21 protein-coding genes and 4 tRNA genes are annotated in these 23,195 nt (G+C 33.6%); 20 read left to right on the forward strand and 5 right to left on the reverse strand.

Features of this window, described 5'->3' with window-relative positions; genetic code table 11:
- Positions 1-165 precede the first annotated feature (165 nt).
- Positions 166-1,383, forward strand: coding sequence for a C10 family peptidase (locus GM921_RS16625; RefSeq protein WP_182923753.1), 1,218 nt, complete (start codon positions 166-168; stop codon positions 1,381-1,383).
- 12 nt (positions 1,384-1,395) lie between these two features.
- On the forward strand, positions 1,396-1,896 hold the full coding sequence (locus GM921_RS16630; protein WP_182923754.1) for a hypothetical protein: 501 nt from the start codon (positions 1,396-1,398) through the stop codon (positions 1,894-1,896).
- 144 nt (positions 1,897-2,040) lie between these two features.
- On the opposite strand, the gene GM921_RS16635 is transcribed toward GM921_RS16630, so the two are convergent.
- Positions 2,041-2,475, reverse strand: coding sequence for a hypothetical protein (locus GM921_RS16635; RefSeq protein ID WP_182923755.1), 435 nt, complete (start codon positions 2,473-2,475; stop codon positions 2,041-2,043).
- Between the two features lie 161 nt (positions 2,476-2,636).
- Here GM921_RS16635 and pheT point away from each other — a divergent pair, with 161 nt between their 5' ends.
- From pheT to GM921_RS16675, 8 genes are all read left to right on the forward strand, one after another.
- Positions 2,637-5,036, forward strand: a complete 2,400-nt coding sequence (pheT, locus tag GM921_RS16640; protein WP_182923756.1) for a phenylalanine--tRNA ligase subunit beta — start codon at positions 2,637-2,639, stop codon at positions 5,034-5,036.
- Positions 5,037-5,112: 76 nt separating this feature from the next.
- Positions 5,113-5,403 carry a hypothetical protein gene (locus GM921_RS16645; protein WP_182923757.1) on the forward strand — a complete coding sequence of 97 codons (291 nt, stop codon included), beginning with the start codon at positions 5,113-5,115 and terminating at the stop codon, positions 5,401-5,403.
- Positions 5,404-5,434: 31 nt separating this feature from the next.
- Positions 5,435-5,725, forward strand: coding sequence for a cell division protein ZapA (locus GM921_RS16650; RefSeq protein ID WP_173272232.1), 291 nt, complete (start codon positions 5,435-5,437; stop codon positions 5,723-5,725).
- A gap of 191 nt (positions 5,726-5,916) precedes the next feature.
- Positions 5,917-7,479, forward strand: a complete 1,563-nt coding sequence (gene rny / locus GM921_RS16655; protein WP_182923758.1) for a ribonuclease Y — start codon at positions 5,917-5,919, stop codon at positions 7,477-7,479.
- 153 nt (positions 7,480-7,632) lie between these two features.
- Positions 7,633-8,133, forward strand: a complete 501-nt coding sequence (locus tag GM921_RS16660) for an Mpo1 family 2-hydroxy fatty acid dioxygenase (protein WP_182923759.1) — start codon at positions 7,633-7,635, stop codon at positions 8,131-8,133.
- A gap of 111 nt (positions 8,134-8,244) precedes the next feature.
- Positions 8,245-11,049, forward strand: coding sequence for a TonB-dependent receptor (locus GM921_RS16665; RefSeq protein ID WP_182923760.1), 2,805 nt, complete (start codon positions 8,245-8,247; stop codon positions 11,047-11,049).
- Positions 11,050-11,161: 112 nt separating this feature from the next.
- Entirely contained in the window at positions 11,162-12,595 is a 1,434-nt protein-coding gene (locus GM921_RS16670; protein ID WP_182923761.1) for a hypothetical protein, read from the forward strand.
- A 139-nt stretch (positions 12,596-12,734) separates the two neighbouring features.
- Positions 12,735-12,911 (forward strand): hypothetical protein, encoded by a 177-nt coding sequence (locus GM921_RS16675; RefSeq protein WP_182923762.1) that lies wholly within the window; start codon positions 12,735-12,737, stop codon positions 12,909-12,911.
- Between the two features lie 155 nt (positions 12,912-13,066).
- Here GM921_RS16675 and GM921_RS16680 read toward each other — a convergent pair whose 3' ends face one another.
- Together GM921_RS16680 and GM921_RS16685 are read right to left on the reverse strand one after the other, a co-directional pair.
- The gene (locus GM921_RS16680) at positions 13,067-14,275 is read right to left on the reverse strand and encodes a hypothetical protein (RefSeq protein ID WP_202985670.1); all 1,209 of its coding nucleotides are present in this window, start codon (positions 14,273-14,275) and stop codon (positions 13,067-13,069) included.
- Between the two features lie 296 nt (positions 14,276-14,571).
- Positions 14,572-16,323 carry a lysophospholipid acyltransferase family protein gene (locus GM921_RS16685; RefSeq protein ID WP_182923763.1) on the reverse strand — a complete coding sequence of 584 codons (1,752 nt, stop codon included), beginning with the start codon at positions 16,321-16,323 and terminating at the stop codon, positions 14,572-14,574.
- A gap of 72 nt (positions 16,324-16,395) precedes the next feature.
- Between GM921_RS16685 and GM921_RS16690 the strand changes: the two genes are divergently transcribed.
- The 3 genes from GM921_RS16690 to GM921_RS16700 all read left to right on the forward strand — a co-directional run bounded on the left by GM921_RS16690 (position 16,396) and on the right by GM921_RS16700 (position 19,245).
- Complete coding sequence (locus GM921_RS16690; protein WP_182923764.1) at positions 16,396-17,304, forward strand: helix-hairpin-helix domain-containing protein; 909 nt, start codon at positions 16,396-16,398, stop codon at positions 17,302-17,304.
- On the forward strand, positions 17,305-17,832 hold the full coding sequence (locus GM921_RS16695; protein ID WP_182923765.1) for an adenine phosphoribosyltransferase: 528 nt from the start codon (positions 17,305-17,307) through the stop codon (positions 17,830-17,832).
- A 261-nt stretch (positions 17,833-18,093) separates the two neighbouring features.
- Positions 18,094-19,245, forward strand: a complete 1,152-nt coding sequence (locus GM921_RS16700; protein WP_182923766.1) for an acyl-CoA dehydrogenase family protein — start codon at positions 18,094-18,096, stop codon at positions 19,243-19,245.
- Positions 19,246-19,289: 44 nt separating this feature from the next.
- On the opposite strand, the gene GM921_RS16705 is transcribed toward GM921_RS16700, so the two are convergent.
- The gene (locus GM921_RS16705; RefSeq protein ID WP_182923767.1) at positions 19,290-19,676 is read right to left on the reverse strand and encodes a hypothetical protein; all 387 of its coding nucleotides are present in this window, start codon (positions 19,674-19,676) and stop codon (positions 19,290-19,292) included.
- A gap of 225 nt (positions 19,677-19,901) precedes the next feature.
- Here GM921_RS16705 and rpsU point away from each other — a divergent pair, with 225 nt between their 5' ends.
- Positions 19,902-20,096 carry a 30S ribosomal protein S21 gene (rpsU, locus tag GM921_RS16710; protein WP_055132547.1) on the forward strand — a complete coding sequence of 65 codons (195 nt, stop codon included), beginning with the start codon at positions 19,902-19,904 and terminating at the stop codon, positions 20,094-20,096.
- 62 nt (positions 20,097-20,158) lie between these two features.
- Here rpsU and GM921_RS16715 read toward each other — a convergent pair whose 3' ends face one another.
- Entirely contained in the window at positions 20,159-20,935 is a 777-nt protein-coding gene (locus tag GM921_RS16715) for a hypothetical protein (protein WP_182923768.1), read from the reverse strand.
- Between the two features lie 262 nt (positions 20,936-21,197).
- On the opposite strand from GM921_RS16715, the gene GM921_RS16720 reads away from it, so the two are divergent.
- The 6 genes from GM921_RS16720 to GM921_RS16745 all read left to right on the forward strand — a co-directional run bounded on the left by GM921_RS16720 (position 21,198) and on the right by GM921_RS16745 (position 23,154).
- Positions 21,198-22,082, forward strand: a complete 885-nt coding sequence (locus GM921_RS16720) for a tyrosine-type recombinase/integrase (protein ID WP_182923769.1) — start codon at positions 21,198-21,200, stop codon at positions 22,080-22,082.
- A 13-nt stretch (positions 22,083-22,095) separates the two neighbouring features.
- Complete coding sequence (gene hpf, locus GM921_RS16725; protein ID WP_182923770.1) at positions 22,096-22,443, forward strand: ribosome hibernation-promoting factor, HPF/YfiA family; 348 nt, start codon at positions 22,096-22,098, stop codon at positions 22,441-22,443.
- A 207-nt stretch (positions 22,444-22,650) separates the two neighbouring features.
- Positions 22,651-22,723: transfer RNA gene (locus GM921_RS16730), tRNA-Thr, on the forward strand.
- A gap of 43 nt (positions 22,724-22,766) precedes the next feature.
- Positions 22,767-22,849 (forward strand) — tRNA-Tyr (locus GM921_RS16735).
- Between the two features lie 86 nt (positions 22,850-22,935).
- A tRNA-Gly gene (locus GM921_RS16740) sits at positions 22,936-23,008 on the forward strand.
- 74 nt (positions 23,009-23,082) lie between these two features.
- Positions 23,083-23,154 (forward strand) — tRNA-Thr (locus GM921_RS16745).
- Positions 23,155-23,195: the final 41 nt, after the last annotated feature.

Below are 23,195 nucleotides of genomic sequence, written 5' to 3' on the forward strand. Positions count from 1 at the left end.
GCTGTTAATTGAGGTGGGTGAATTGGTCATGGATAAGAATAAAGAGTTGCTATAGAAAAGGTATAAATTGTAAGTGTCTGTTTAAAATTTAAATTAAACAATTTTGTATATCAATCTGGGCGTAGTCGAAGACTATTTTTTAAAATAATATATAAATAACCTTTTATGAATAAATTAATAAGTAAATATCTTTTAGCCATCTTTATAATATCCATACTTTTTTCTTGTACTAAAGATAAACCTATTATAGAAAATGAAAATTATATAGGGATAGAAAAAGCTAGCTCTATTGCGTTAACATTTATAAATAGACAGGTATCAATTAATAGAAAAATACAAAGTACAAGAGATAGCGAGGTTGGTTTTTCAAAAAAGGTTGTGAAAAATCTAGTAAGCATTAAAGCAAAGGATAATACAAATGCGTTTTATATTATAAATTATGAAGGTGGAGGTTTTTCAATTGTGTCTGCAGATAAACGAACCCCAAACATATTGGCCTATTCTGATAAAAATAATTTTAGAACCGATACGGTTCCTTCTGGTTTAGATGAATGGTTAAATACTACTAAATTAAAAATAGAGGAAGTTAGAGACAAAAAAATTAAGTATACTGGTCAAGATAAGTTAGACTATTTTGCCAAGGCTTCAAACCTACTGCCAAATATTGCACCAATAGATACCACTTGCACTGGGTATTATGAAGAAGTTGGCCCTTTGTTACAAACACAGTGGAGTCAAGGTAATGGCTATAATAATTTAATGCCGAGTTTAAGTTGTGGACCAGCTGGACGAGCATGGACAGGCTGCGTAGCAACAGCTATGGCTCAAATTATTCGTTATCACCAGTACCCAACTAATTGGTACAACTACAACATAATGCAGAACACCCTTTATTCGTGGGATTATACATCTGCAGGGGCAAATGAAATTGCAGCAATTATGCAAAATGCGAGTGCTTCTGTTGGTGCTAGTTACGATTGTTCAGGCACAGGAGCCAATCTTTCATCGGTACCTAATTCTTTTATAAACACCTTTGGTTATGCAAATACTGCGCAGTATTTAACTTATGGTAGTGGTAGTTATGTGACAGTTCAAAACGAATTAAAGGCTAGTAGACCTATTATTATGGGGGGTGGTACCCAGGGCAACTGGCTAATTTTCCCTATTTACATAAAAGGACATGCTTGGGTAGTGGATGGGTTTCATGAAGGATTTGTTTGCGGACCAGAAGGTGGTTATACAGGAGCATCAACTTTTTTATATTTTCATATGAACTGGGGATGGGGTGGTAGTTATGACGGATGGTATGGTTTGCATGATTTTACACCAGGCATAAGTTCCTATAATTATGAAAACCGTATGATAATTGGTATTCACCCTTAAATTTTTATTGTTATGAAAAAATTATTTTTTTTACTGTTTGTTGTTTCAGTTTGTATTTCTTGTAAGAAACAAACTCCTAATTCAGTGGTTTTAGATATACAATTTCCAATTTTGTTTAAAGATGGAAGTGGTGTTAATCTTTTAGATCCATCTATTTCTGGAGCTATTAAAGCTGAAGATATCGATATATTTGTGTTAAAAAATGGAGTTAAAACAAAAGTTTATTATAGTAATCTTGATAGACCAGAAATGTTTTACATTACAGACAATTCTAGGGGGCCGTATATCATGGTTATGAGTTTTGATATAAGCTCTTATGCTAATTTCTCTGGCAATAAAATTACACAGTTTGTTAAGTATAAAGATGGTACAGAGGATGAATTTATTGGAGAGTTTAATACAGATAGAAGTATAAATATTCTTTTACAACGTGTTTGGGTAAATGGTGTTTTAAAATGGGAAATGGGTACTAACCAAACAAAACCAACTGAGCCAATTGTAATTATAAAATAATTTTTTAAGCTTAAAGTGCAGAAATTTGCTGTTTTATATGATAGTAAAGACCAACGTTATTATTCAGATCACTTGCCAATTTTTGCAAGGCTGTTTTTTTAATTAAAACAATGAAGGAATTTTTGAATGGTGAAATAAAATAGGCTAATTGGGCTTTTCTTCTTTAACTTTTTCCTTCTTCCTTACAAAGGTCATTGTATTTCTTCGAGTTTCTCTTGACCAATTCGTTTGTTTATCATTAACACGTTGCATTTTAAGAGTATCAGGCCCTATAAATTTGATAAAATGATATAAGATTTGCGTACGAGCACTGTTTTCTTTATCAGCTGAGGTTAATTTTAGTTGATCTAAATTCCCATTTTTATAAATTTCATAAGTTCCATCAACTTGTATCTCATTTCCTTTACGCTCTGTTATACTCTTAAATTTATTATCTACATCAAATTTATAACTCAATTTGCTTTTCTTTTTTGGACTCTCATACTCCCAAGTACCTTTTACCGATTGATAACTGATCTCTTGTGCATTTGCAGTAGAAAAGTACAGAGAGACTAGGAGTAGTGTGCTGAAGAATTTCATCGTTAAATTAGTTAAGTTAACTTCTGATTTACTATATACAAAACAAAGGCCATTTTGTTTGCTTTCTAGCTTTACCTTTCAGCTATAAATAATATCTTTGCATTTAATTTTTAAAGTGGTGACGTCTTTATACTCACTATTTGATACCTGATACTCCAAAAATGAAAATATCATACAGCTGGCTTAAACAATTTATACAAACCGATAAAACTCCACAAGAAATTTCTTTAATCTTAACCGATATTGGTTTAGAGGTAGAAAGTTTAGAAAAAGTTCAGCCTATTGTTGGCGGACTGGAAGGTTTGGTAATTGGCCATGTAGTTGAGTGTGCACAACACCCTAACGCAGATCGTTTGCGAGTAACAAAAGTTGATGTTGGTACGGGTGAATTATTGCAAATTGTATGCGGTGCACCAAATGTTGCTGCTGGTCAAAAAGTGGTTGTAGCTACTGTTGGTACAACAGTTTTTCCTAACGAGGGAGAACCTTTCAAAATCAATAAGTCAAAAATTAGAGGAGAAGTTTCTGAAGGGATGATTTGTGCAGAAGATGAAATTGGTTTAGGTATATCTCACGATGGAATTATGGTGTTGCCGGCAGATACAGAAATCAGTATGGCTGCAAAATCTTATTTCAAAATGGATGATGATTTTATGTTTGAAATTGGTTTAACGCCAAATAGAGCAGATGCTGCTTCACATTTAGGTGTAGCGAGAGATTTAGCTGCTTATTTGCGTACTTCTTATCAAATGCCAGATGTGTCGGCTTTTAAAACTGAGAATGAGAATTTAAAAATCGAAGTTAAGGTTGAAGATACAATCGCTTGTTCACGTTATAGCAGTGTAACGCTAACAGGTGTAACAGTAAAATCATCGCCAGATTGGCTAAAAGATAAATTGAAAGTTATCGGTATCCGTCCGATTAATAATATTGTAGATGCAACTAATTACGTGTTGCATGAATTGGGTCAGCCGTTGCATGCTTTTGATGCCGACCAAATTAAAGGCAAGCAAATTATTGTTAAAAAATGTGCTGAAGGAACTCCATTTGTAACTTTAGATGATGTAGAACGCAAACTTTCTGCAGATGATTTGATGATTTGTGATGCCGAAAAACCATTATGTATTGCAGGTGTATTCGGGGGGAAAACTTCTGGCGTTAGCGAGAAAACCACAAATATTTTCTTGGAAAGTGCTTATTTCAATTCAGTTTCTGTACGTAAAACTTCTAAAAGACATAATTTAAAAACAGATGCATCTTTCAGATATGAGCGTGGAACAGATCCAGAAATTACAATTATTGCTTTAAAACGTGCGGCGTTGTTAATTCAAGAAGTGGCTGGTGGAGAAATTTCTTCTTCAATTTCAGACATTTATCCTGTTAAGTCAAACCCTTTTGATGTAGAAGTTAGTTATGCAAATATCGTAAAACTGATTGGTCAGGATATTCCTTCAGCAGAAATTAAAGCAATTATTTTAGCATTAGGAATTGAAGTAGTTGCAGAAACTACAGAATGTTTAAGTTTAAAAGTTCCAGCTTACAAAGTAGACGTTACTCGCGAATGTGATATTACAGAAGAGGTTTTGCGTATTTATGGCTACAACAATATTCATATTCCTACAAAAGTAAATGCCTCTTTGGCCTACACAGCAAAGCCGAATAAAGAGAATGTACAAAACCTAATTGCCGATATGCTTACCGCAAATGGGTTTTTAGAGATTTGGTGCAACTCGTTAACGCGTTCAGCTTTTTCAAAAAACCCTGATGAAGCTGTACAAATTTTAAATCCGTTAAGTTCAGATTTAAATGTAATGCGCCAAAGTTTATTGCAACCTGCTTTAGAAAGCGTAGCTTATAATCAGAACCGCAAAAATTCAGATCTAAAATTATATGAATTTGGTAAAACCTATCATCATATTGATTCAAAATATGTAGAACGCCCACGGTTATTAATTTTAATTAGCGGCGCAAAACAAAGCGAACAATGGAATCATACTACTACACCATCTACATTTTATAATTTAAAAGCTGCGGTTGATGCGATAATTGGTCGTTTAGGTATTAGCAATTATCAAGTTGAAGAAGTGAAGGATGAAAACTTAGCCTATGGCTTAAAATATTTTAGAGGTGATAAAACATTGGTTTCTTTTGGAGCAGCAACTGCGGCCGATAGAAAACAAGCTGATGTAGATAAGGAAGTGTTTTATGCAGATTTTGACTGGCCTTTATTGTTAGATGCAGTTCGTAAAAATAAGATTGTAAATAAAGAAGTATCAAAATATCCGGCAGTGAGAAGAGATTTATCGATGTTGGTAGATGAGCAAATTACTTTTGATGAATTGAAAGCAATCGCCTTTAAAACAGAGAAAAAACTAATTAAGAGTGTACAGGTATTTGATGTTTATCAAGGCGATAAATTACCAGTTGGCAAAAAATCTTATGCATTAAATTTCACTTTACAGGATGAAGAGCAAACTTTAACCGATAAACAAATTGATGCCATTATGCAAAAGATAATAGCTAACTTAGCCCAAACTGCAAAAGCAGAGATAAGGAAATAATGAAAAGGCGGATGGTTGAGGGTAAGAAGGTTGAACTGTCTTATATCTCACATCTCAATACTAATATCTAAAAAAAATGTCTTCGGTTGCTGATCAATTAAATAGTGTATTACAAAAAACAGCTCGCTTAATTGAGCTTTGTAGTGCTTTGCAAGAAGAAAATGATTTATTAAAATTAGAAAATCAGCAGACAAAAGCAGCCTTAGATGCTGCAAAAATAAAGCATACAGATCTCGATGAGAAGTTAAGGGTACTTAAATTAGCAAAGAGTATTGAAGGAACAAGTGAAAAGACACTTGATATAAAGCAAAAAATTAACGAATTTGTGCGAGAGATTGATAAGTGTGTAGTGTTGCTTAAAAAATAAGTGACATAAAATAATTGAAACTAAGCTAAAAATGGGAGAAATCTCGATTAAAATAACTATTTCTGACCGTATTTACCCTTTAAAGGTGAATATGGAAGAAGAAGAAATTGTAAGACGGGCGGCTAAGATTATCAATGAGCGTATAAAAGACTACCAAGAAAATTATGCGGTTAGAGATAAACAGGATTTGCTTTCTATGGCGGTGTTGCATTATGCAACGGCCGTTTTAAGAACAGAGCATAAGGTGCAAAACCAAGATACTGCAGTTGCCGAAAAAGTTGAAGAATTAGATAGTTTATTAAACGGGTTTTTCGCTAAATAGAACGTTCTTTATACTTAGTTTGCTTAATGAATTTTCATTGAACAAACTATAGTAGCTAATAAAATTTGGCCGTGGCTAAATTTTTATGTTTCAATATTTCCTAAGTAATTTATTCATCAGCTTTGCTGAAAATAAAGGTTTGGGTGCATGCGACATAATAATTTAGTTACGGTTTTTTTATATAAAACAAAATGGAGATTTTAGGAATAACGGGATGCGTACTTGCCAGCTTAGTTGTGGGTATTGCAATTGGCAGATACCTATTGCGCAACTTGCTAAAACAGCAAGAAGTAGCGGCACAGAGCAAAGCAAAAAAAATACTTAAAGATGCGGAAAGCAACGCTGAGATTTTAAAGAAAGATAGATTACTTGAGGCAAAAGAGAAGTTTTTGCAAATGAAAGCAGAACATGAGCAACAAGTAAATGCTAAAAATAATGAGGTTAACCAACGCGAAAATAGTGTTAAGCAGAAAGAACAATCGCTTACACAGAAGTTGGAGAACATGAATCGCAAAGAACAAGAATTAGATACTCACAAAATTAACTTAGAGAAACAAACTGCTGTTGCCATTAAAAAGCAAGAAGAAGTTGATGTTTTGAAAAGTCAGCATGTACAACAATTAGAAACTATTGCAGGTTTAAGCGCTGAAGAAGCGAAGAACCAATTGATAGAGAATATGAAGTCTGAAGCACGTTCTCAGGCTATGATGCAAGTTAAAGATATTGTTGATGAAGCTAAATTAACAGCTAGCAAAGAAGCTAAAAAAGTAGTTATTCAAACTATTCAACGTACTGCTGCAGAAGCGGCGATAGAAAACTCAGTATCTATTTTTCATATCGATAGCGATGAAATTAAAGGTCGCGTTATTGGTAGAGAAGGAAGAAATATCCGTGCTTTAGAAGCTGCAACTGGAATTGAAATTATTGTAGATGATACGCCAGAGGCAATTATCCTTTCGGGATTTGATCCAGTTAGAAGAGAGATTGCCCGTTTGGCCTTACACCGTTTGGTAACAGATGGTCGTATTCACCCAGCTCGTATTGAGGAAGTGGTAGCTAAAACCAAAAAGCAAATTGAAGATGAAATTGTAGAAATTGGTGAGCGTACAGTTATCGATTTAGGTATTCATGGTTTGCACCCTGAGTTAATTAGAATGGTTGGGCGTATGCGTTATCGTTCTTCTTACGGTCAAAATTTATTGCATCACTCGCGTGAGGTAGCTAATTTCTGTGCTACAATGGCAGCAGAATTAGGCTTAAATGCAAAAATGGCCAAACGTGCTGGTTTACTTCATGATATAGGTAAAGTGCCTGATGATAATCCGGAATTACCACACGCAATTTTGGGTATGCAATTGGCAGAGAAATATAAAGAACACCCTGAAATTTGCAATGCAATTGGAGCTCACCACGACGAGATTGAAATGACTTCAATGATTTCGCCAATTATCCAAGCTTGTGACTCGATTTCGGGAGCAAGACCTGGGGCAAGACGTGAAGTGGTAGAAAGTTACATTAAACGTTTAAAAGAGTTAGAAGAATTAGCATTATCATATCCTGGCGTAGAGAAAACTTTTGCGATACAGGCAGGTAGAGAATTGCGTGTAATTGTAGAAAGTGAAAGAATTACAGATGCACAAGCAGAATTATTAGCGGCAGATATTTCTAATCGTATTCAAACTGAAATGACTTATCCTGGTCAGATTAAAGTTACGGTAATTAGAGAAACTAGATCCGTAGCATTTGCTAAGTAATTTATAATAGCATAAAATTAATTTTTAAAAGCGATAGGTTTCTCTATCGCTTTTTTTATTTTTATACAATCAAATCATTCCAGTTTGTCATCCTGAGCTTGTCGAAGGATCTATAAATAAAGAACAAGACAATAAGGGATATAATTTTGAACCATGGAACAAATAGAAAAACGCGCAGTAGATGTGCTTTTTGATAAATATGCAGAAAGCCATCAAAATCATACGAATGAGTTAATACACTGGATTTGTGTACCGCTAATTGTTTTTAGCTTGTTGGGTTTAGTTTGGCAAATTCCATTTCCAGAATTAAGTTTTTTAGGACAATATAAAACCTTCTTTAACTGGGCATCTTTCCTACTTGCCTTTTCCTTGTATTACTATTTTACACTTTCTCCCGTACTGTTTTTTATAATGATATGGGTAGTAGGACTTATGAGCTTTTTTATTGTAAAGATAGAGCATGCGGTTGGGTTAGGGAGCGGAACTGCTTACGGCATTTATGCTGCTATATTTGTACTAGCTTGGATCGGTCAATTTATTGGTCATAAAATAGAAGGAAAGAAGCCTTCATTTTTAGATGATGTTAAGTTTTTGTTAATTGGCCCAATTTGGTTATTGCACTTCATTTGTAAAAAAATTGGCTTAAAATATTAATTCTCTTAGTATTTAACAATTTGTTAACCTGTGGGTAAACGAATAGTAATTTACAGCTAACATATAGCTAACATTGTGGTAATAGTTTTGCCTAAACAAAAAATAGGCAAATTGAAATCACAATTAACTTTAAAAAAAGCATTATTAACCTTACTATTTGTAGTTATTGGTGCAACTGTTTTCGCTCAAGGAACAGGAAAAATCTCAGGTACAGTATCAGATAAAAAAACTGGCGAAACGCTGATTGGTGTTTCTGTTAAAATCGCTGGCACAACAAGAGGTGTAGGTACAGATGTAGATGGTAAATATATATTTCCAAGTCTAGCAGAAGGTAAATACGTTATTGAAATATCTTATGTTGGCTATTCAACTAAAAAAATCACAGATGTAGAGGTTAAAAATAATACCACTACTTCATTAAATGTGATTATGGAAGAAGCGGGTTCTCAAACCTTAAATCAAGTTGTAATTACAGCGAGTTTTAAACAAGAGTCGGTTAATTCATTGTATGCAAAACAAAAAAATAGTGCTGTAATTTCTGATGGTGTTTCAAGCGATCAAATTAAAAAATCTCCAGATAAAAATACATCGGATGTTTTGAAAAGGATAAGTGGTGCTACAATTCAAGATAATAAATTTGTAGTAATTAGAGGATTAAGCGATAGATACAATACAGCAACGCTTGATGGCGCTACATTACCGAGTACAGAGCCAAATAGAAAAGCATTTTCATTTGATATTGTACCGTCAAATTTGGTAGACAATATCATTGTTAGCAAAACTGCTACACCAGACCTGCCGGCAGATTTTGCAGGTGGCGCTATTCAAATTGTAACCAAAGATATTCCTGATCAGAACTTTTTTAGTGTTGGTATTGGTGAAGGTTATAATACTGCATCTACTTTTAAGGATTTTAAGAGCGGTGCTAGAAATGCAACCGATTATTTAGGATTTGATAATGGCAACAAAGCTTTACCTGCAAGTTTTCCATCAACCAGCAAAATTGTAAATAGAGCACTTACACAAACTCAAGGTATTGCTGCAATGAAAAGCTTGCCACAAGATTTTAATATCTATTCAAGCTCGGCATTACCTACACAAAATTTGTTGCTAAGCTTAGGACGAGTTAAGAACTTTAAAGGAGGTAATAAGTTTGGTGCCTTACTATCATTAACTTATCGTAATTCGCAAACAATTAATAATGATGTAATTCGTGATTATGTTGATGTGGATTATCGAGATAATGTATATAAATTTTCGACTAATATTGGTGCGATTGCCAATTTCGCTTATAGCTATGGTAAAAGTAAAATCACCTTCAAAAATATCTATAACAGAACGTATGATGATAATTTTTTATCAAGAACTGGTTTAAACTCAAGTATTGGTGGTGGGGCAGATGTGAAGTTTTTTGCTTTTGATTTGATGCAAAAAGCTCTATTGAAATCAACTTTAGAAGGCACACATCCGCTAGGTGAAAAAGCAAAAATTAACTGGTCTTTAAGCTACAGTAATATATTAAATGATCAGCCAGATCAGAAGAAAGTTTCTTATTACAGAAACCGATCGGATATTGGCTCGCCTGACTATGTTTATTTTGCCAATGTTACCACTTTAGGTAAAGAAAATACGAGATTGTATTCAACACTCAACGAGGATAATTATTCGGCTGCTGCTAATTATACTCTACCATTAAAAATGTTCGGACAAACTTCAATATTTAAAACAGGGCTAAGTTCTTTATATCGCAACCGTACATTTGGTGCAAGATTTTTAGGTTTACAACTAAATACTGCTGCATCTGATGCGAATTTAATAAGACAAAGACCATTAAATACCTTATTTGGTAGAGATGTATTAAGTAATGGATCTTATAACCTAGATGAAATTCCAGGTGATGCAGATAGTTATACTGCAAACTCTATGACTAATGCTGGTTATTTAATGTTAGATAACAAATTAGGCGCAAAATCAAGATTGGTATGGGGCGTACGTGTAGAGCAATTCCACGTAGCGTTGGATGCAAAGGTGAAAACTCCACAAACATCGGTTGATCAGAATTATGTAGATATCTTGCCATCCGTAAATTATACCTATAGCTTAACACCAAAAATTAATTTAAGAGCATCATATTACCGCACTTTGGCACGCCCAGAGTTTAGAGAATTATCTTCTGGATCATTTTATGATTACGAATTGTTAGCGCAACAACAAGGAGATCCTTCTTTAAAGGAAGCAAAAATTGATAATGCTGATGTTAGATTTGAATTTTATCCACAAGCTGGACAAGTTATATCGGTTTCCGCTTTCTACAAAAAATTTCATAATGCAATCGAATCTTTCAATAGTGATGTAAACTCTTCGAGAACAATTACCTATATGAATACAGATAATGTAAATGTATACGGTGTTGAGTTTGAGTTGCGTAAAACGTTAGATTTTATTGCTGAAACTGATTTTTTAAAGAAGACAACATTCTATACCAATCTTTCATTTATAAAATCGAAAGTTGAAACCAATAACGTTGGTATCACTTTGTTAGAACCAAGCAGACCAATGGTTGGTCAGGCACCTTACGTCATCAATGCAGGTTTACAACACAGCTTCTTAAATGATAAATTAAGTTTTAACGCTTTATATAACAGGGTTGGTCGTAAGTTGAATATTGCTGGTGGTCGTCTTTTCCATGGTGTTTGGGAAAACCCTCGTGATGCGGTTGATTTGCAATTGGCATTGAAAGTATTAAAAACAAAAGGAGAGTTGAAATTTAATGCTGGCGATATCTTAAATCAACGCACAACTTTCTATTTTGATAATGATCAGGACAAAAAATATAGTGTAGCAAATGGAGATTATACTTTAAGTAGTTATAAACCAGGTGCAAATTACTCGTTATCATTTACGTATACGTTTTAATGTTAAGTTATTGTTGCTTAAGTAGGTGTATTGTTAATGATAACTTAAAGTAATCTTAATCATTGAATTATATCTATATCGCACTTTTGAAAAAAATAAAATTTTAAATAAAATGAAAAAACAATTATTACTTTGTGCGCTAAGCGTGTTAGTTTTTTTGGCAAGCTGTTCTAAAACGGATAATGGTGGAGATGTAAATCCGCCAGCAGATGCAAATACAGTAGAAATTTCTGGTGATGTAACTGCAAGCACAACTTGGTCTGCAAGTAAAATTTATGTATTAAAAGGAAATGTTTTTGTAACCAACAATGCTACATTAACAATCGAAGCTGGTACCATTATTAAAGGTGATAAAGCAACTAAAGGAGCTTTAATTATTACTAGAGGAGCTAAAATTATGGCTGTTGGTACAGTAGATAAACCAATTGTATTTACTTCAAGCATCGCAGCTGGCGCCCGTAAAGAAGGCGATTGGGGAGGTGTTATTTTATTAGGTAAAGCCCAAAATAATTTAGGTACTTCTGTGCCAATTGAAGGTATTTCAGATGCTACTGATAAAGGAAAACATGGTGGTACTGATAATGCAGATAACTCTGGTACTATGAAATATGTGCGTATTGAATATGCAGGTATTGCTTTAAGTCCAGATAACGAAATTAATGGTTTAACTTTCGGTTCTGTTGGTTCAGGTACAACTATTGATTATATTGAAGTTTATCGTTCTGGTGATGATGCTTATGAATGGTTCGGTGGTTCGGTTAACTGTTCTCACTTAATCGCTATTGATTCTTGGGATGATGATTTTGATACTGATAACGGTTTCTCAGGTAAAGTTCAATTTGGTTTAGCACAACGTTTAGCTGTAACTGCTGATGTATCTGGTTCTAACGGTTTCGAATCAGACAACAACGCTGCTGGTGATAACGCTACTCCACAAACTTCAGCTGTCTTCTCAAACATGACAATTTTAGGTCCAGTAGGTTCAGGTGGTTCAAGTATTAATGCAAACTTCCAGCATGGTGCTCAAATCCGCCGTAATTCTGCAATAAGCATCTTCAACTCTGTTATTGTTGGTTATACAGAAGGTATTTTCTTTGATGACGCTTTACCTGCAGGTGGTACATTAAACTCTTCAGGTAACTTATCTGCTGGAAGATCTGTAATTGCTAATAACTTAATCTATAATAGCAACAGTAAATCAAACCAAATCAAAGCTTCTAATGCTACAGCTTTAGGCGTAATTTCTCCATTATTAACTGTAAGTAATACCTTTGATGCTGCTGCAACTGCCGCATCTATCTTCACAGATCCTTATAAATATTCTGCTGACTTAGTTGCAACTGCCAGAGTTGGTGTTCCTAACTTCACTGTTGTTGCTGCTTCTGCCGCCGCTAGTGGTGCATTATTTACTGATGCTAAATTAGCTTCAGGATTTGATAAAACGGTAACTTTTAAAGGTGCTTTCGGTGCTACTAATTGGGCTTCGAGTTGGGCAAATTTTAACCCACAGGGTTTAGCTTACACTACACCTGGTGCTGTAAATTAATAAGAAATATAAATAAAAAAAGCTGCTTCGACTTTTGTTGGAGCAGCTTTTTGTTTTAGTAGATTTTTCACTTATTTATTAAATTAAACATGTAGCGAAAGCAGCTTAGTTTACGTATTGATAATAAATATAAAACGCTATGAAATCCCATACTTTACTTTTAAAATTCCCAATCAGACTTTTAATAATCCTGATTTTATTTGTAGCTAGTTTATCAGCTTGCAAAAAAGAGGATGCAAAAATCACTGATGCAACCTATCGGGAAATTGCTTGGAATTATTTAGATGCAAACTCAAAAGCTACCGTAACCACGTAATGGCAAAAGGCATCCGTTACTTATGAAAAACGTGATAATAAAGACATGGTTGCTGTAATGTTTAATACCACCCAAGATGCTTTACTAGGGCCTATATTTGTTTATATTGATAGTAAAGACCAAAAAGTTGTGGGTATTGGCGCAAGATTTTAAAATTATCTATTCAAAGGATCATAATGATAAACAACCTCGTACGGTTTGTTTTTTAGACTTGCAGATAATTCGCCAATGCGTAAGTTTTGCTTTTGTGGTGTAGGCTCACAAACAGTATAAGATTTGCCATTATAAACAACAGGATTGCCAATTGGTTTATCAAATTGTACAGCCATTGTAATATGCGTAGGATAGAGTAAGGCTATCATTGGTAAATTGTAAATTTCCTTTACCAGATAAAAAAATAATGCCGCTCTATCGTCACAATCACTATATTTTGTTAATAAAGTTTGTTCAGGCGATAAACGTTTTTCTTTTCCAAAATTCATTTCATCATCCTCATATAAAAAAGCATAGCGAGTAAAACGCATCAAATAATCAACACCATTTTTTTTACTCATTCCCTTTACATTTTCTTTTAAAAGAGGAATAAGAGACTGATAAGTTTCATGACTTAATGGAATATTAAAGTAAGATTCAAAATCTACTCCAGGGTAATTCACAAAAATTGTTTCTACCTCTGTATTTAACTTCACCTTAAAATGGTAGTCTTTATGCTTATAATTAAACGCGATTTGTTTTTCTACGTAATCTTCGGGTTTAAAATCTGGCATGCGAGTAACTTTATAACTAAAAGCGGCTGTAGCATTTGGTACAACTATTTCAACAGGTTTATAAGCATCTTCTTTTTTAAATAACTTGCCATAATCATGGTAATTCAAACACATGTATTTTTTCTCATTGATCATGAAGAAAGGAATGTCGGAAATATCCTCATCATTACGCACATAAAATATAATTTGATTATTTCCTACCGCTACTTTTGCATCATAGCCAGATTTCGACATTAGAAACCATTTATACAACGTATAACGACTATAATTCTCGGCCTTTGGACTAATCTGTTGAGCTGTTTTTCTAATTAGCTGATAATAAAGCCAGTCATTTAATTTATTTTTCTCTTTATATGCTAAGAGCGATTTTACTACATCTTGGTAATTGCCAGAGTTAATCTTGTTGTAAAAAGTAGTTACAGATTGGCTACTCAACTCCTGATTAAAACTAATATTTACAGTTGAATCTGCTTCAAAATTGAAGGTGCCATCATAAAACTCAAAGCTATAGCGTTGTGCTTTAGCAAGAGCAAATGAAAACACTAATGTGATGATAATTAATGCTTTAAACAGAATATGTTTAAACGAATTTTTCAACTGTTAACATTTAGGATATATTAAATATACATAAAATTAACATCTAATGATCTACTTTATTGCTTGTAAAACATGAAATCTTTAAGAAAATGAGTTTTTCTTAAATCGTATGTTAAATAATCTTAAGATAATCTCGATTTTACGAAGGCTTAACATACCTAACTTACTTTTGCAGTGTTAAATATCTGGTTAATATTTAGCAGAACAGTTTAGGTTAGTTGATAACAAAAAGCCCCGATGGATGTCGGGGCTTTTGTTTTAATGATATTTTATAATTGAACTAATGAGCTATTAAACTAAAAGTTCTTGCCAATCTTTTCCAGCATATCCGTTGGAATTTTATGTGCATCAACTACTAAAAATCCATCCAGGCAATCAGAAAATTTAGGATCTATGTTAAAGCAAATAATTTTTGCATTTAAGTTCATGTATTGACGTAATAGCACAGGAATTTTAATATGCGAATTCTCAATATCTCCAATTAAACCATCTAAATCTTTTAACGAATCACTACTTTCTACTAATAAATCGGTATCTATTCCAGTTAAATCGGCCTTAAATTTGTTTTTTGGCTTAACATAAGCTGCCAGTTCATAATCGAAATGATTTTTAGTAATATAATCTACAATGATAGATTTAGATAATTTAGAAAAATTATTACTGATGCTAACAGGGCCAAATAAGTATCTGTATTGAGGATTTAAAACTAGATATTTTAAAATTCCTTTCCACAATAGAAATAATGGTAATGGTTTTAGCTGATATTCTTTTCTTATCCATGAACGACCTAATTCTATCCCTTGGCGTAAAATAGGGTAAAAAGGCTCTCTAATTTTAAATAGTTCGGATAGGTAAAAACCTCTACGACCCATCGTATTTAAAATTTCATCTCCCTTGCCAATACGATATGCACCCACAATATTTTGTAAATCTTTATCCCAAATAAATAAATGATTATAATAAATATCGTAGTTATCTAAGTCTATTTTTTTATTGGTTCCCTCGCCAACTTCTCTAAAAGTAATCTCGCGTAAGCGACCAATTTCCCTTAAAATATTAGGAATGCTAGAGGTGGGAGTAATATAAACCTCATAATTCTTCTCTTCCCAAACTTTAAAATCTTCTAGTTTTTCAACTTCTTTAACAATTAAGTTTCTGTCAGTTTCTTCTACAATTTGCGCAGGTTTTTTCTTTCTCTTGAAAAGATTAATGGGATTAAATAATTTCTTTTCTTCTTCTAGGCTTGTGCCTAATGCGTAAGTTCTAGCTCTTAAAAAATCGAGTAATTTATTGGTGTTATTTTTATAAGAAACATCTTCAATTTTAATCGGCTTTCCAATTCTTACCTTAATTTTCAAACCATGTTTATTCAAAAATTCTGAAGGTAATTTGGCAGTTCTTAATGTTGGGTGAATAAAGCTTAAAATGTTAAATAACACACCGTTATTGCCATGAAAATAGATAGGGACAACGGGTAGTTTTGCTCTAGCAATTAACTTTCCAACTACCGGATGCCATATTCTATCGGTAACTTCCTGACTTTCTAAATTAAAAGTAGAAACCTCACCAGCTGGGAAAATTCCAATCGGAGTTCCGCTTTGTAATAAATCAAAAGTTGCCTTTAAACCACTAATACTTGATGTATGTTGTACATTTTCAAATGGATTTACGGCCACAAAAAACTCACTAAGATTAGGTATTTTCTTAAGAATAAAATTCACCATCACCTTTGCTTCTGGCCTAACCGTACACAAAAGTTTCACTAACGCTAAGCCTTCTACACCACCATATGGGTGATTCGCAATCGCAATAAAACCTCCAGTTTTTGGAATGTTTTTTAAATCGTCTTCGTCAAAATCTATAGTAACGCCAATGGTCTCTAGTATTTTATCAACAAATTCTAAGCCTGCAAAATGTTCGTTCTTAGAAAATACTTTATTGATATCGTTCAATTTCATTACTTCCATTAATAGAGCCGCAAGACCTGGAACGCCTAATTTGTCTATTTTGGTCGCTTTAGCAAACTCTTTTGTAGTAATTATCTTCATTTAAAAAGGAGGTATTTAATTTATAAAGCAATATCAAAAATAAGATTTATATTTATAGTACCTATGCTATCTATGAAAAAATGGTTAAATAACTACTTTGGCTTTACAAAGCGAGAGTACAATGCATTATTAGCCTTAATGGCTATTCTGTTAATAATAAGCGTACTTCCGTACTATTATACAACATTCTGGATTAAACCGACACTTATTTCTGGTGAAGAACATGTTGCTATACAAAAGTTGATTTTAGTTAATCAGCAAGAGCCCAACTATTACGCTAAAATGCGTAATCAAGTTGAAGATAGTGAAGCAACTCCAACCACTGCACTTTTCAAATTTGATCCAAATGTAATTGATGTTGAAGAGTGGCAAAAACTAGGTTTATCTGTAAAACAGGCACAGTCAATTGTTAATTACAGAAACAAAGGCGGGAAGTTTTATAAGCCAGAAGATTTGAAGAAAATGTATACCATATCGCCAAAGAAGTTTGAACAATTAGCTCCTTATATCAACATTCAAAACACAACTACTAAATATGTAAAACAAGAATATGCAAAGCAAGCTCCATATGTAAAAAAAGAACTAGTAATTGTAGAAATTAATAGTGCAGATACCTTACAACTGGACGAAATAAAAGGGGTAGGAGCAGCATTTGCGAGGAGGATTGCGAAATATCGAGATAGGCTCGGAGGATTTTATAAAAAAGAGCAATTACTGGAAGTTTTTGGATTGGATAGTATTAAGTTTAACGAAATAAAAGATCAGATTAAGATTGATGTTTCTAACCTTAAAAAGATTAACATTAATACTGCAGAATTTGATGACCTTAAAAATCATCCTTACCTAAAATACAAACAAATTAATGCGATTATTCAATACAGAAAACAGCATGGAAAATATAATGATATTGCCGATTTAAAGAAAGTAGCTATCTTAACGCCGCAAATTATTCAAACCATAGCACCTTATCTTATTTTCTAAATGATTGAAGCAAAAATTAAACAAACCTTACGCGATGTAGCTGACTTTCCTAAACCAGGAATTATTTTTAAAGATATAACTCCAGTATTGCATGATCCAATTTTATGTGCTGAAATTACTCAAGCTTTAGCTTTGCAATTGGCTGATATTAAAATAGATGTAGTTGCAGGGATAGAAAGTCGTGGGTTTTTGTTTGGTCTGGCTTTAGCACAAGAATTAAAAGTTCCTTTTGTACCTATTCGTAAAGCTGGCAAATTGCCTTACAAAACCATCCAGCAATCTTATGATTTGGAATATGGAAGTGCAACGCTAGAAGTGCATGAAGATGCTTTTAAACCCGGGCAAAATGTGTTAATTCACGATGATTTATTGGCTACTGGCGGTACAGTTGTTGCGGCTTCTAAATTGGTTAATTTATTACAAGCAAATGTGGCAGCGTACTCTTTCTTAATCAGTTTAGATTTTTTAAATGGTAGAGATCGATTAACCTCTTTTAGCCCAAATACATTTTCTTTGGCAAAGTTTTAACACATTGAAAATTAATTATAAAGCAATTTTTAAATATTTTCAATTAAATTTTTCTACGTATTCCTTACAAATAATTAAATGAATTAAGTTATTGAACCAAATACCAAAACATTCTACTTTTTGGCGAATATAAATATGTTGATTCTATTATATTATTTGCTTATCATTGTTCCTAACCAAATATAAATCTTAAGAAAAGTTTAAATCCAAACGCTTATAAGGCGTTCGATTTAAGCTTTTCTTTTTTTAAACCCTATCTATATGGACACAGGCTTTAGCTTTGAAGTAGCCGAAAATCAAGAAATTATTAAAAAAATGGTAAGCGATTTTGCCGAAAAGAATATTCGTCAAAACGTAATGGAATGGGATGAAGCACAGCATTTTCCTATAGAAATTTTTAAACAACTAGGCGAACTAGGTTTAATGGGTGTTTTAGTGCCCGAAAACTATGGAGGTTCTGGTTTTGGATACCAAGAATATGTAGATGTTATTGTAGAAATCTCAAAAGTTTGCGGCTCAATTGGCTTATCGCTCGCTGCACATAATTCTTTATGTACAGGTCATATTTTGGCTTTCGGTAATGAAGAACAAAAGTTAAAATGGTTGCCAAAATTAGCTACTGCAGAATGGATTGGTGCTTGGGGCTTAACAGAAGCCAATACAGGTTCTGATGCGTTGCGTATGCAGACAACTGCTGTTTTAGATGGCGATGAATACGTAATTAATGGTGCAAAAAACTGGATTACTCATGGTAAATCAGGAGATGTTGCCGTAGTTATGGTTCGCACAGGCGAAGCTGGTAGTGCTAAAGGAATTTCGGCAATTGTAGTAGAACGAGGTACGCCGGGCTTCTCTGCTGGTAAAAAAGAAAACAAATTGGGCATGCGTGCATCAGAAACCACAGAAATGGTTTTTGATAACTGTAGAGTTCCAAAAGAAAATCTGTTAGGTAACGAAGGTGATGGCTTTAAACAAGCTATGAAAGTACTAGATGGAGGTCGTATTTCAATTGCAGCATTGTCATTGGGTATTGCAAAAGGTGCTTACTTAGCCGCTTTAGATTATGCTAAAGAACGCTATCAATTTGGAGTGCCTATCTCAAGTTTTCAAGCGATTAGCTTTAAATTGGCAGATATGGCAACAGAAATAGAAGCAGCAGAATTATTAATTCGCCAAGCGGCTGATTTAAAAAATCGTCATTTACCAATGACCAAAGAATCGGCAATGGCTAAATATTACGCATCAGAAGTTGCAGTAAGATGTGCTACAGAAGCGGTTCAAATATTTGGTGGTTATGGCTATACCAAAGACTTTCCGGTAGAGAAATTTTATCGCGATAGCAAATTATGTACAATAGGAGAAGGAACCTCCGAAATACAAAAAATAGTAATTGCTAGAGAGATTCTAAAATAATTATACTTTGACAATCTAAAAAAGATTGTCAAAGTTTTTTATAACTATGGCAATGGCTCATGCATGGTTACTACGCTGTCAACCACATATACACTAAATCCTCGCCAAGGCAAAGCGCCTTTGTATTCCTTATAATGTAGCTCAAAAGATTTACCACTATTGGCCATCATCTTTTTTGCTACTTCTTCATCAGATACGGAAAACTCAAACTCATTAGATTGTACCGTACCCGTTTGTCTTGATCGTATTCCCGATTGAATAATTTTTCCTTCATACGTTTTAAAGAGGTAACCTTTTTTTACGATGAAATTTAATTCGCCGGCTTTAACACCTTCGCCAAATACAAAATAGTAGCGATAGTATATTATTCCAGCCAAAATCAATACGATTAAAACTGTTGCTATAGAAAAAACCTTTTTGCCTGTTGTCATGGTATGTTTTTTAGGTAAATAAAAATAACAAAAGAAATAGAATTACGTGCTTTAATCTAGTATTAAATAAATAATACTGTTTACTGTAAAGATAAATTTTCTGAAATCCATTAATTATTAGAAGATTTTTGAAAAAACTTTCTCTCTTCCAATATTTTACCTACATTTGCAACCCCAAGTAAATAGGGGAAATTTAAACACATCGAGAGGAGGTATTTCAACGTTATGATTATTATTAACATTAAAGACGGCGAATCATTAGATAAAGCGCTTAAACGTTTCAAGAAAAAGTTTGAAAAAACTGGTGTATTGAGAGAATTACGTAGTCGTCAAGCATACGAGAAAAAATCCGTAGCTCGTCGTACAGAAATTAAACACGCTGTTTATATTCAGAACATGAACCAAGAAGGAACTTTATAGTTCTATAATTGATATTAAAGCCTTCAGATGTAAAATCTGGAGGCTTTTTTGTTTAGTACGTTTTATTGCATTGTAGCAAGGGGCAGTATTTCCCAATCTGCTATCTCTGCGGCTGCACAATTTCCAGGAACAAAGCCTACTCCACAAATACCAGCAGGATTAAAGGTCTTATTGTTTAGCTTTATTTTAGGTGTCCCTGTAAAATAGGTAATGCCTACTCCAAGTAAAAAAAGTGATCCCGCGGGTATTGGAAGATTAAAGCTTTGCGAGATGGTGGATAATTGACTTTTCTTGATTTCTATTTCTTCTACTTCAGGGATATTCCATTTTCCTTTAGCTAAACAATATTGCGCAAAGCGAAAGCTCACTACACAACTGTTTGCCTTAACGGGGAAACGGAGATTTTTAGCAATCAAGAATTCTGGCCATATAATTTCCACATTGCCAGATGTAAAATTAACAATAGGCTTAATTAATAAACTTTTATTTAGTGAAGATGAAAGGTTAAAATTAAAATCTAGTAACCTATCGAAACTAGTCGGAGTAAAATTGAATTTCCCATCAACATCAATATGCTGATAAATTAAGGTAGAAATATCAGAATTCATTCGGTTTACCATTGCGCTATCGGCATTGCCGTTAATAAGCACATCGAAAGACTGCCTAATAAATTTTGCAAAAGGGCTAATAAATTTCCCGAAAACGGATGCAGATTTTTTGGTTGCCTTCGTCTGTTTTACCCTCTTACTCTTGGATCTTACTATGTCAACCTCGCCATGTTTAATAAAGGTTAAATTTCCAAATGAGCCCTTAAGGCTTTTTCCATTGTATACTGCCATTCCTGCTAGGACACTTTAATATACTTTGTCCGAGACTAAGTTAGTATAATTCCACAGTTAATCCATAGTAAGTCCGCATTTATAAATAATAATGCGGACTATATGCGGACTATATGCGGACTTACTATACAGTAGAATTAACCAAGCCCTTAAAAAAGACGCATTAAGAACCTTTAAGAAATTGTACGTTTTTATGACAAAATAAATTTTTCATCCATTAATTTTTTGTATATTCACAAATACGAATAACAAAGTAAGGCCTATGCTTATTAGTAGTTTCTTAACCTATTTACAAAACGAGAAGCGCTACTCTCCACACACTATACAGTCGTATAAAACAGACTTAATTCAATTTAAAGATTTTTTACAAGCGAATTTTGAATTAGAGGTAACTGTTGTCCAAACTCAACACGTTCGTAGTTTTATAGTTGATCTTTTAGATCATAAGATTTCTGAAAATGCCATTGGGCGAAAAATATCTACACTTCGTAGCTTTTATAAACATTTGCTTCGCGAAAAAGAAGTAAAAGTAAATCCAATGCTTTTAATTAAAGCACCAAAAGTTCCTAAACGCTTACCAGTTTTTATTGAGGAAGTTAAAATGGATAGCCTTTTAGATAATGCAGAAAATTTTGAGGATGGTTTTTCTGGACAACGAGATAAAATGGTTTTAGAACTATTGTTTGGTACGGGGGTTCGTTTAGCAGAATTGTTACAGGTAAAAGAAAATGATATTGATTTTTATGAGGGCACAATTAAAGTATTGGGTAAGAGAAACAAAGAGCGAATTATTCCTTTACATGGCGAATTGATTAAACAACTAAAAGCTTACCTTGCTTTAAAATCAATTGAAAATTTTAATAACAAAAGCACTACCTTAATCGTTACCAATACAGGAGCTTCGGCATATCCGAAGTTAATTTATCGTATAGTAAATCGTTATTTGACATTAATATCAACACAAGATAAAAAGAGCCCACATGTGCTGAGGCATTCATTTGCCAGTAGCCTATTAAATAGAGGTGCAGATTTAAATGCAATAAAAGAATTACTAGGGCATGCCAGCTTGGCTGCTACGCAAGTATATACACATAATTCAGTAGAACGTTTAAAATCTATATATAAACAAGCCCATCCAAAGGCATAAAAAAGGAGGAAAAATGAAAATTAGAGTACAGTCGATCCATTTTAACGCGGACCAAAAATTATTAGAGTTCATTCAAAAGAAAGTAGATAAGTTAGATCAGTTTTTTGATCAGATTATTGGAGGTGAAGTTTATTTGAAACTAGAAAATGTAGAAGATGAAGAAAATAAAATATCAGAAATTAAATTAATGGTTCCCGGCATTACACTTTTTGCCAAAGAGCAATGTAAATCTTTCGAAGAGGCTACAGATTTGGCTATAGAATCCCTAAAAAAGCAAATTACTAAACATAAAGATAAAACTCGTGCTAAATTAAGTGAGCACAAAGCTATATTAAGCACAGACGAAGTGTCTGATTACTAAGGCGATATTTTTATATTGTATTAGATAAGATTTGGCGGGCAACAACCCGCCAAATTTTTTTTTAAAATATATTTTTTTCAAAGATTAATTTTTGTAGATTTGCATTCCATTTCGGAGGGGGCATTGGCTCAGAAGAAATGGAAAGTTCTATGAAAGATTAAAATAATATCAAAAACGTTGATTTAATTCAATTAACGAAAGATATAAGCCTCCTTAGCTCAGCTGGTAGAGCAACTGACTTGTAATCAGTAGGTCATTGGTTCGATCCCGATAGGAGGCTCTTTTAGTTTATAGACTTAGCAATAAGTTGTTAAACTAGAAGCGGGGGGATTCCAGAGCGGCCAAATGGGACAGACTGTAACTCTGTTATCGCAAGATTTCGAAGGTTCGAATCCTTCTCCCCCCACAATCTGATTTTAGATTTCAGATTGACGATTTTAGATTGATGAATTTCAATCGTAATTCGTAAATCGAAAAATCGTAAGTCGATAAGCGGAAGTAGCTCAGTTGGTAGAGCGATAGCCTTCCAAGCTATAGGTCGCGAGTTCGAACCTCGTCTTCCGCTCTTGGAAGTTCATTAGTTGAAATGGTTCAATTGTAGCCAAATGAACAAATGAACTAATGAGCTAAAAAGAATAAGCCGACTTAGCTCAGCGGTAGAGCACTTCCTTGGTAAGGAAGAGGTCATGGGTTCAATTCCCATAGTTGGCTCTGGTAATAATAATAAAGAAGAAACACTTTGTTAAATCTGT

Origin of the sequence: Pedobacter planticolens (assembly GCF_014172375.1) — a bacterium.
Taxonomy (GTDB): domain Bacteria; phylum Bacteroidota; class Bacteroidia; order Sphingobacteriales; family Sphingobacteriaceae; genus Pedobacter; species Pedobacter planticolens.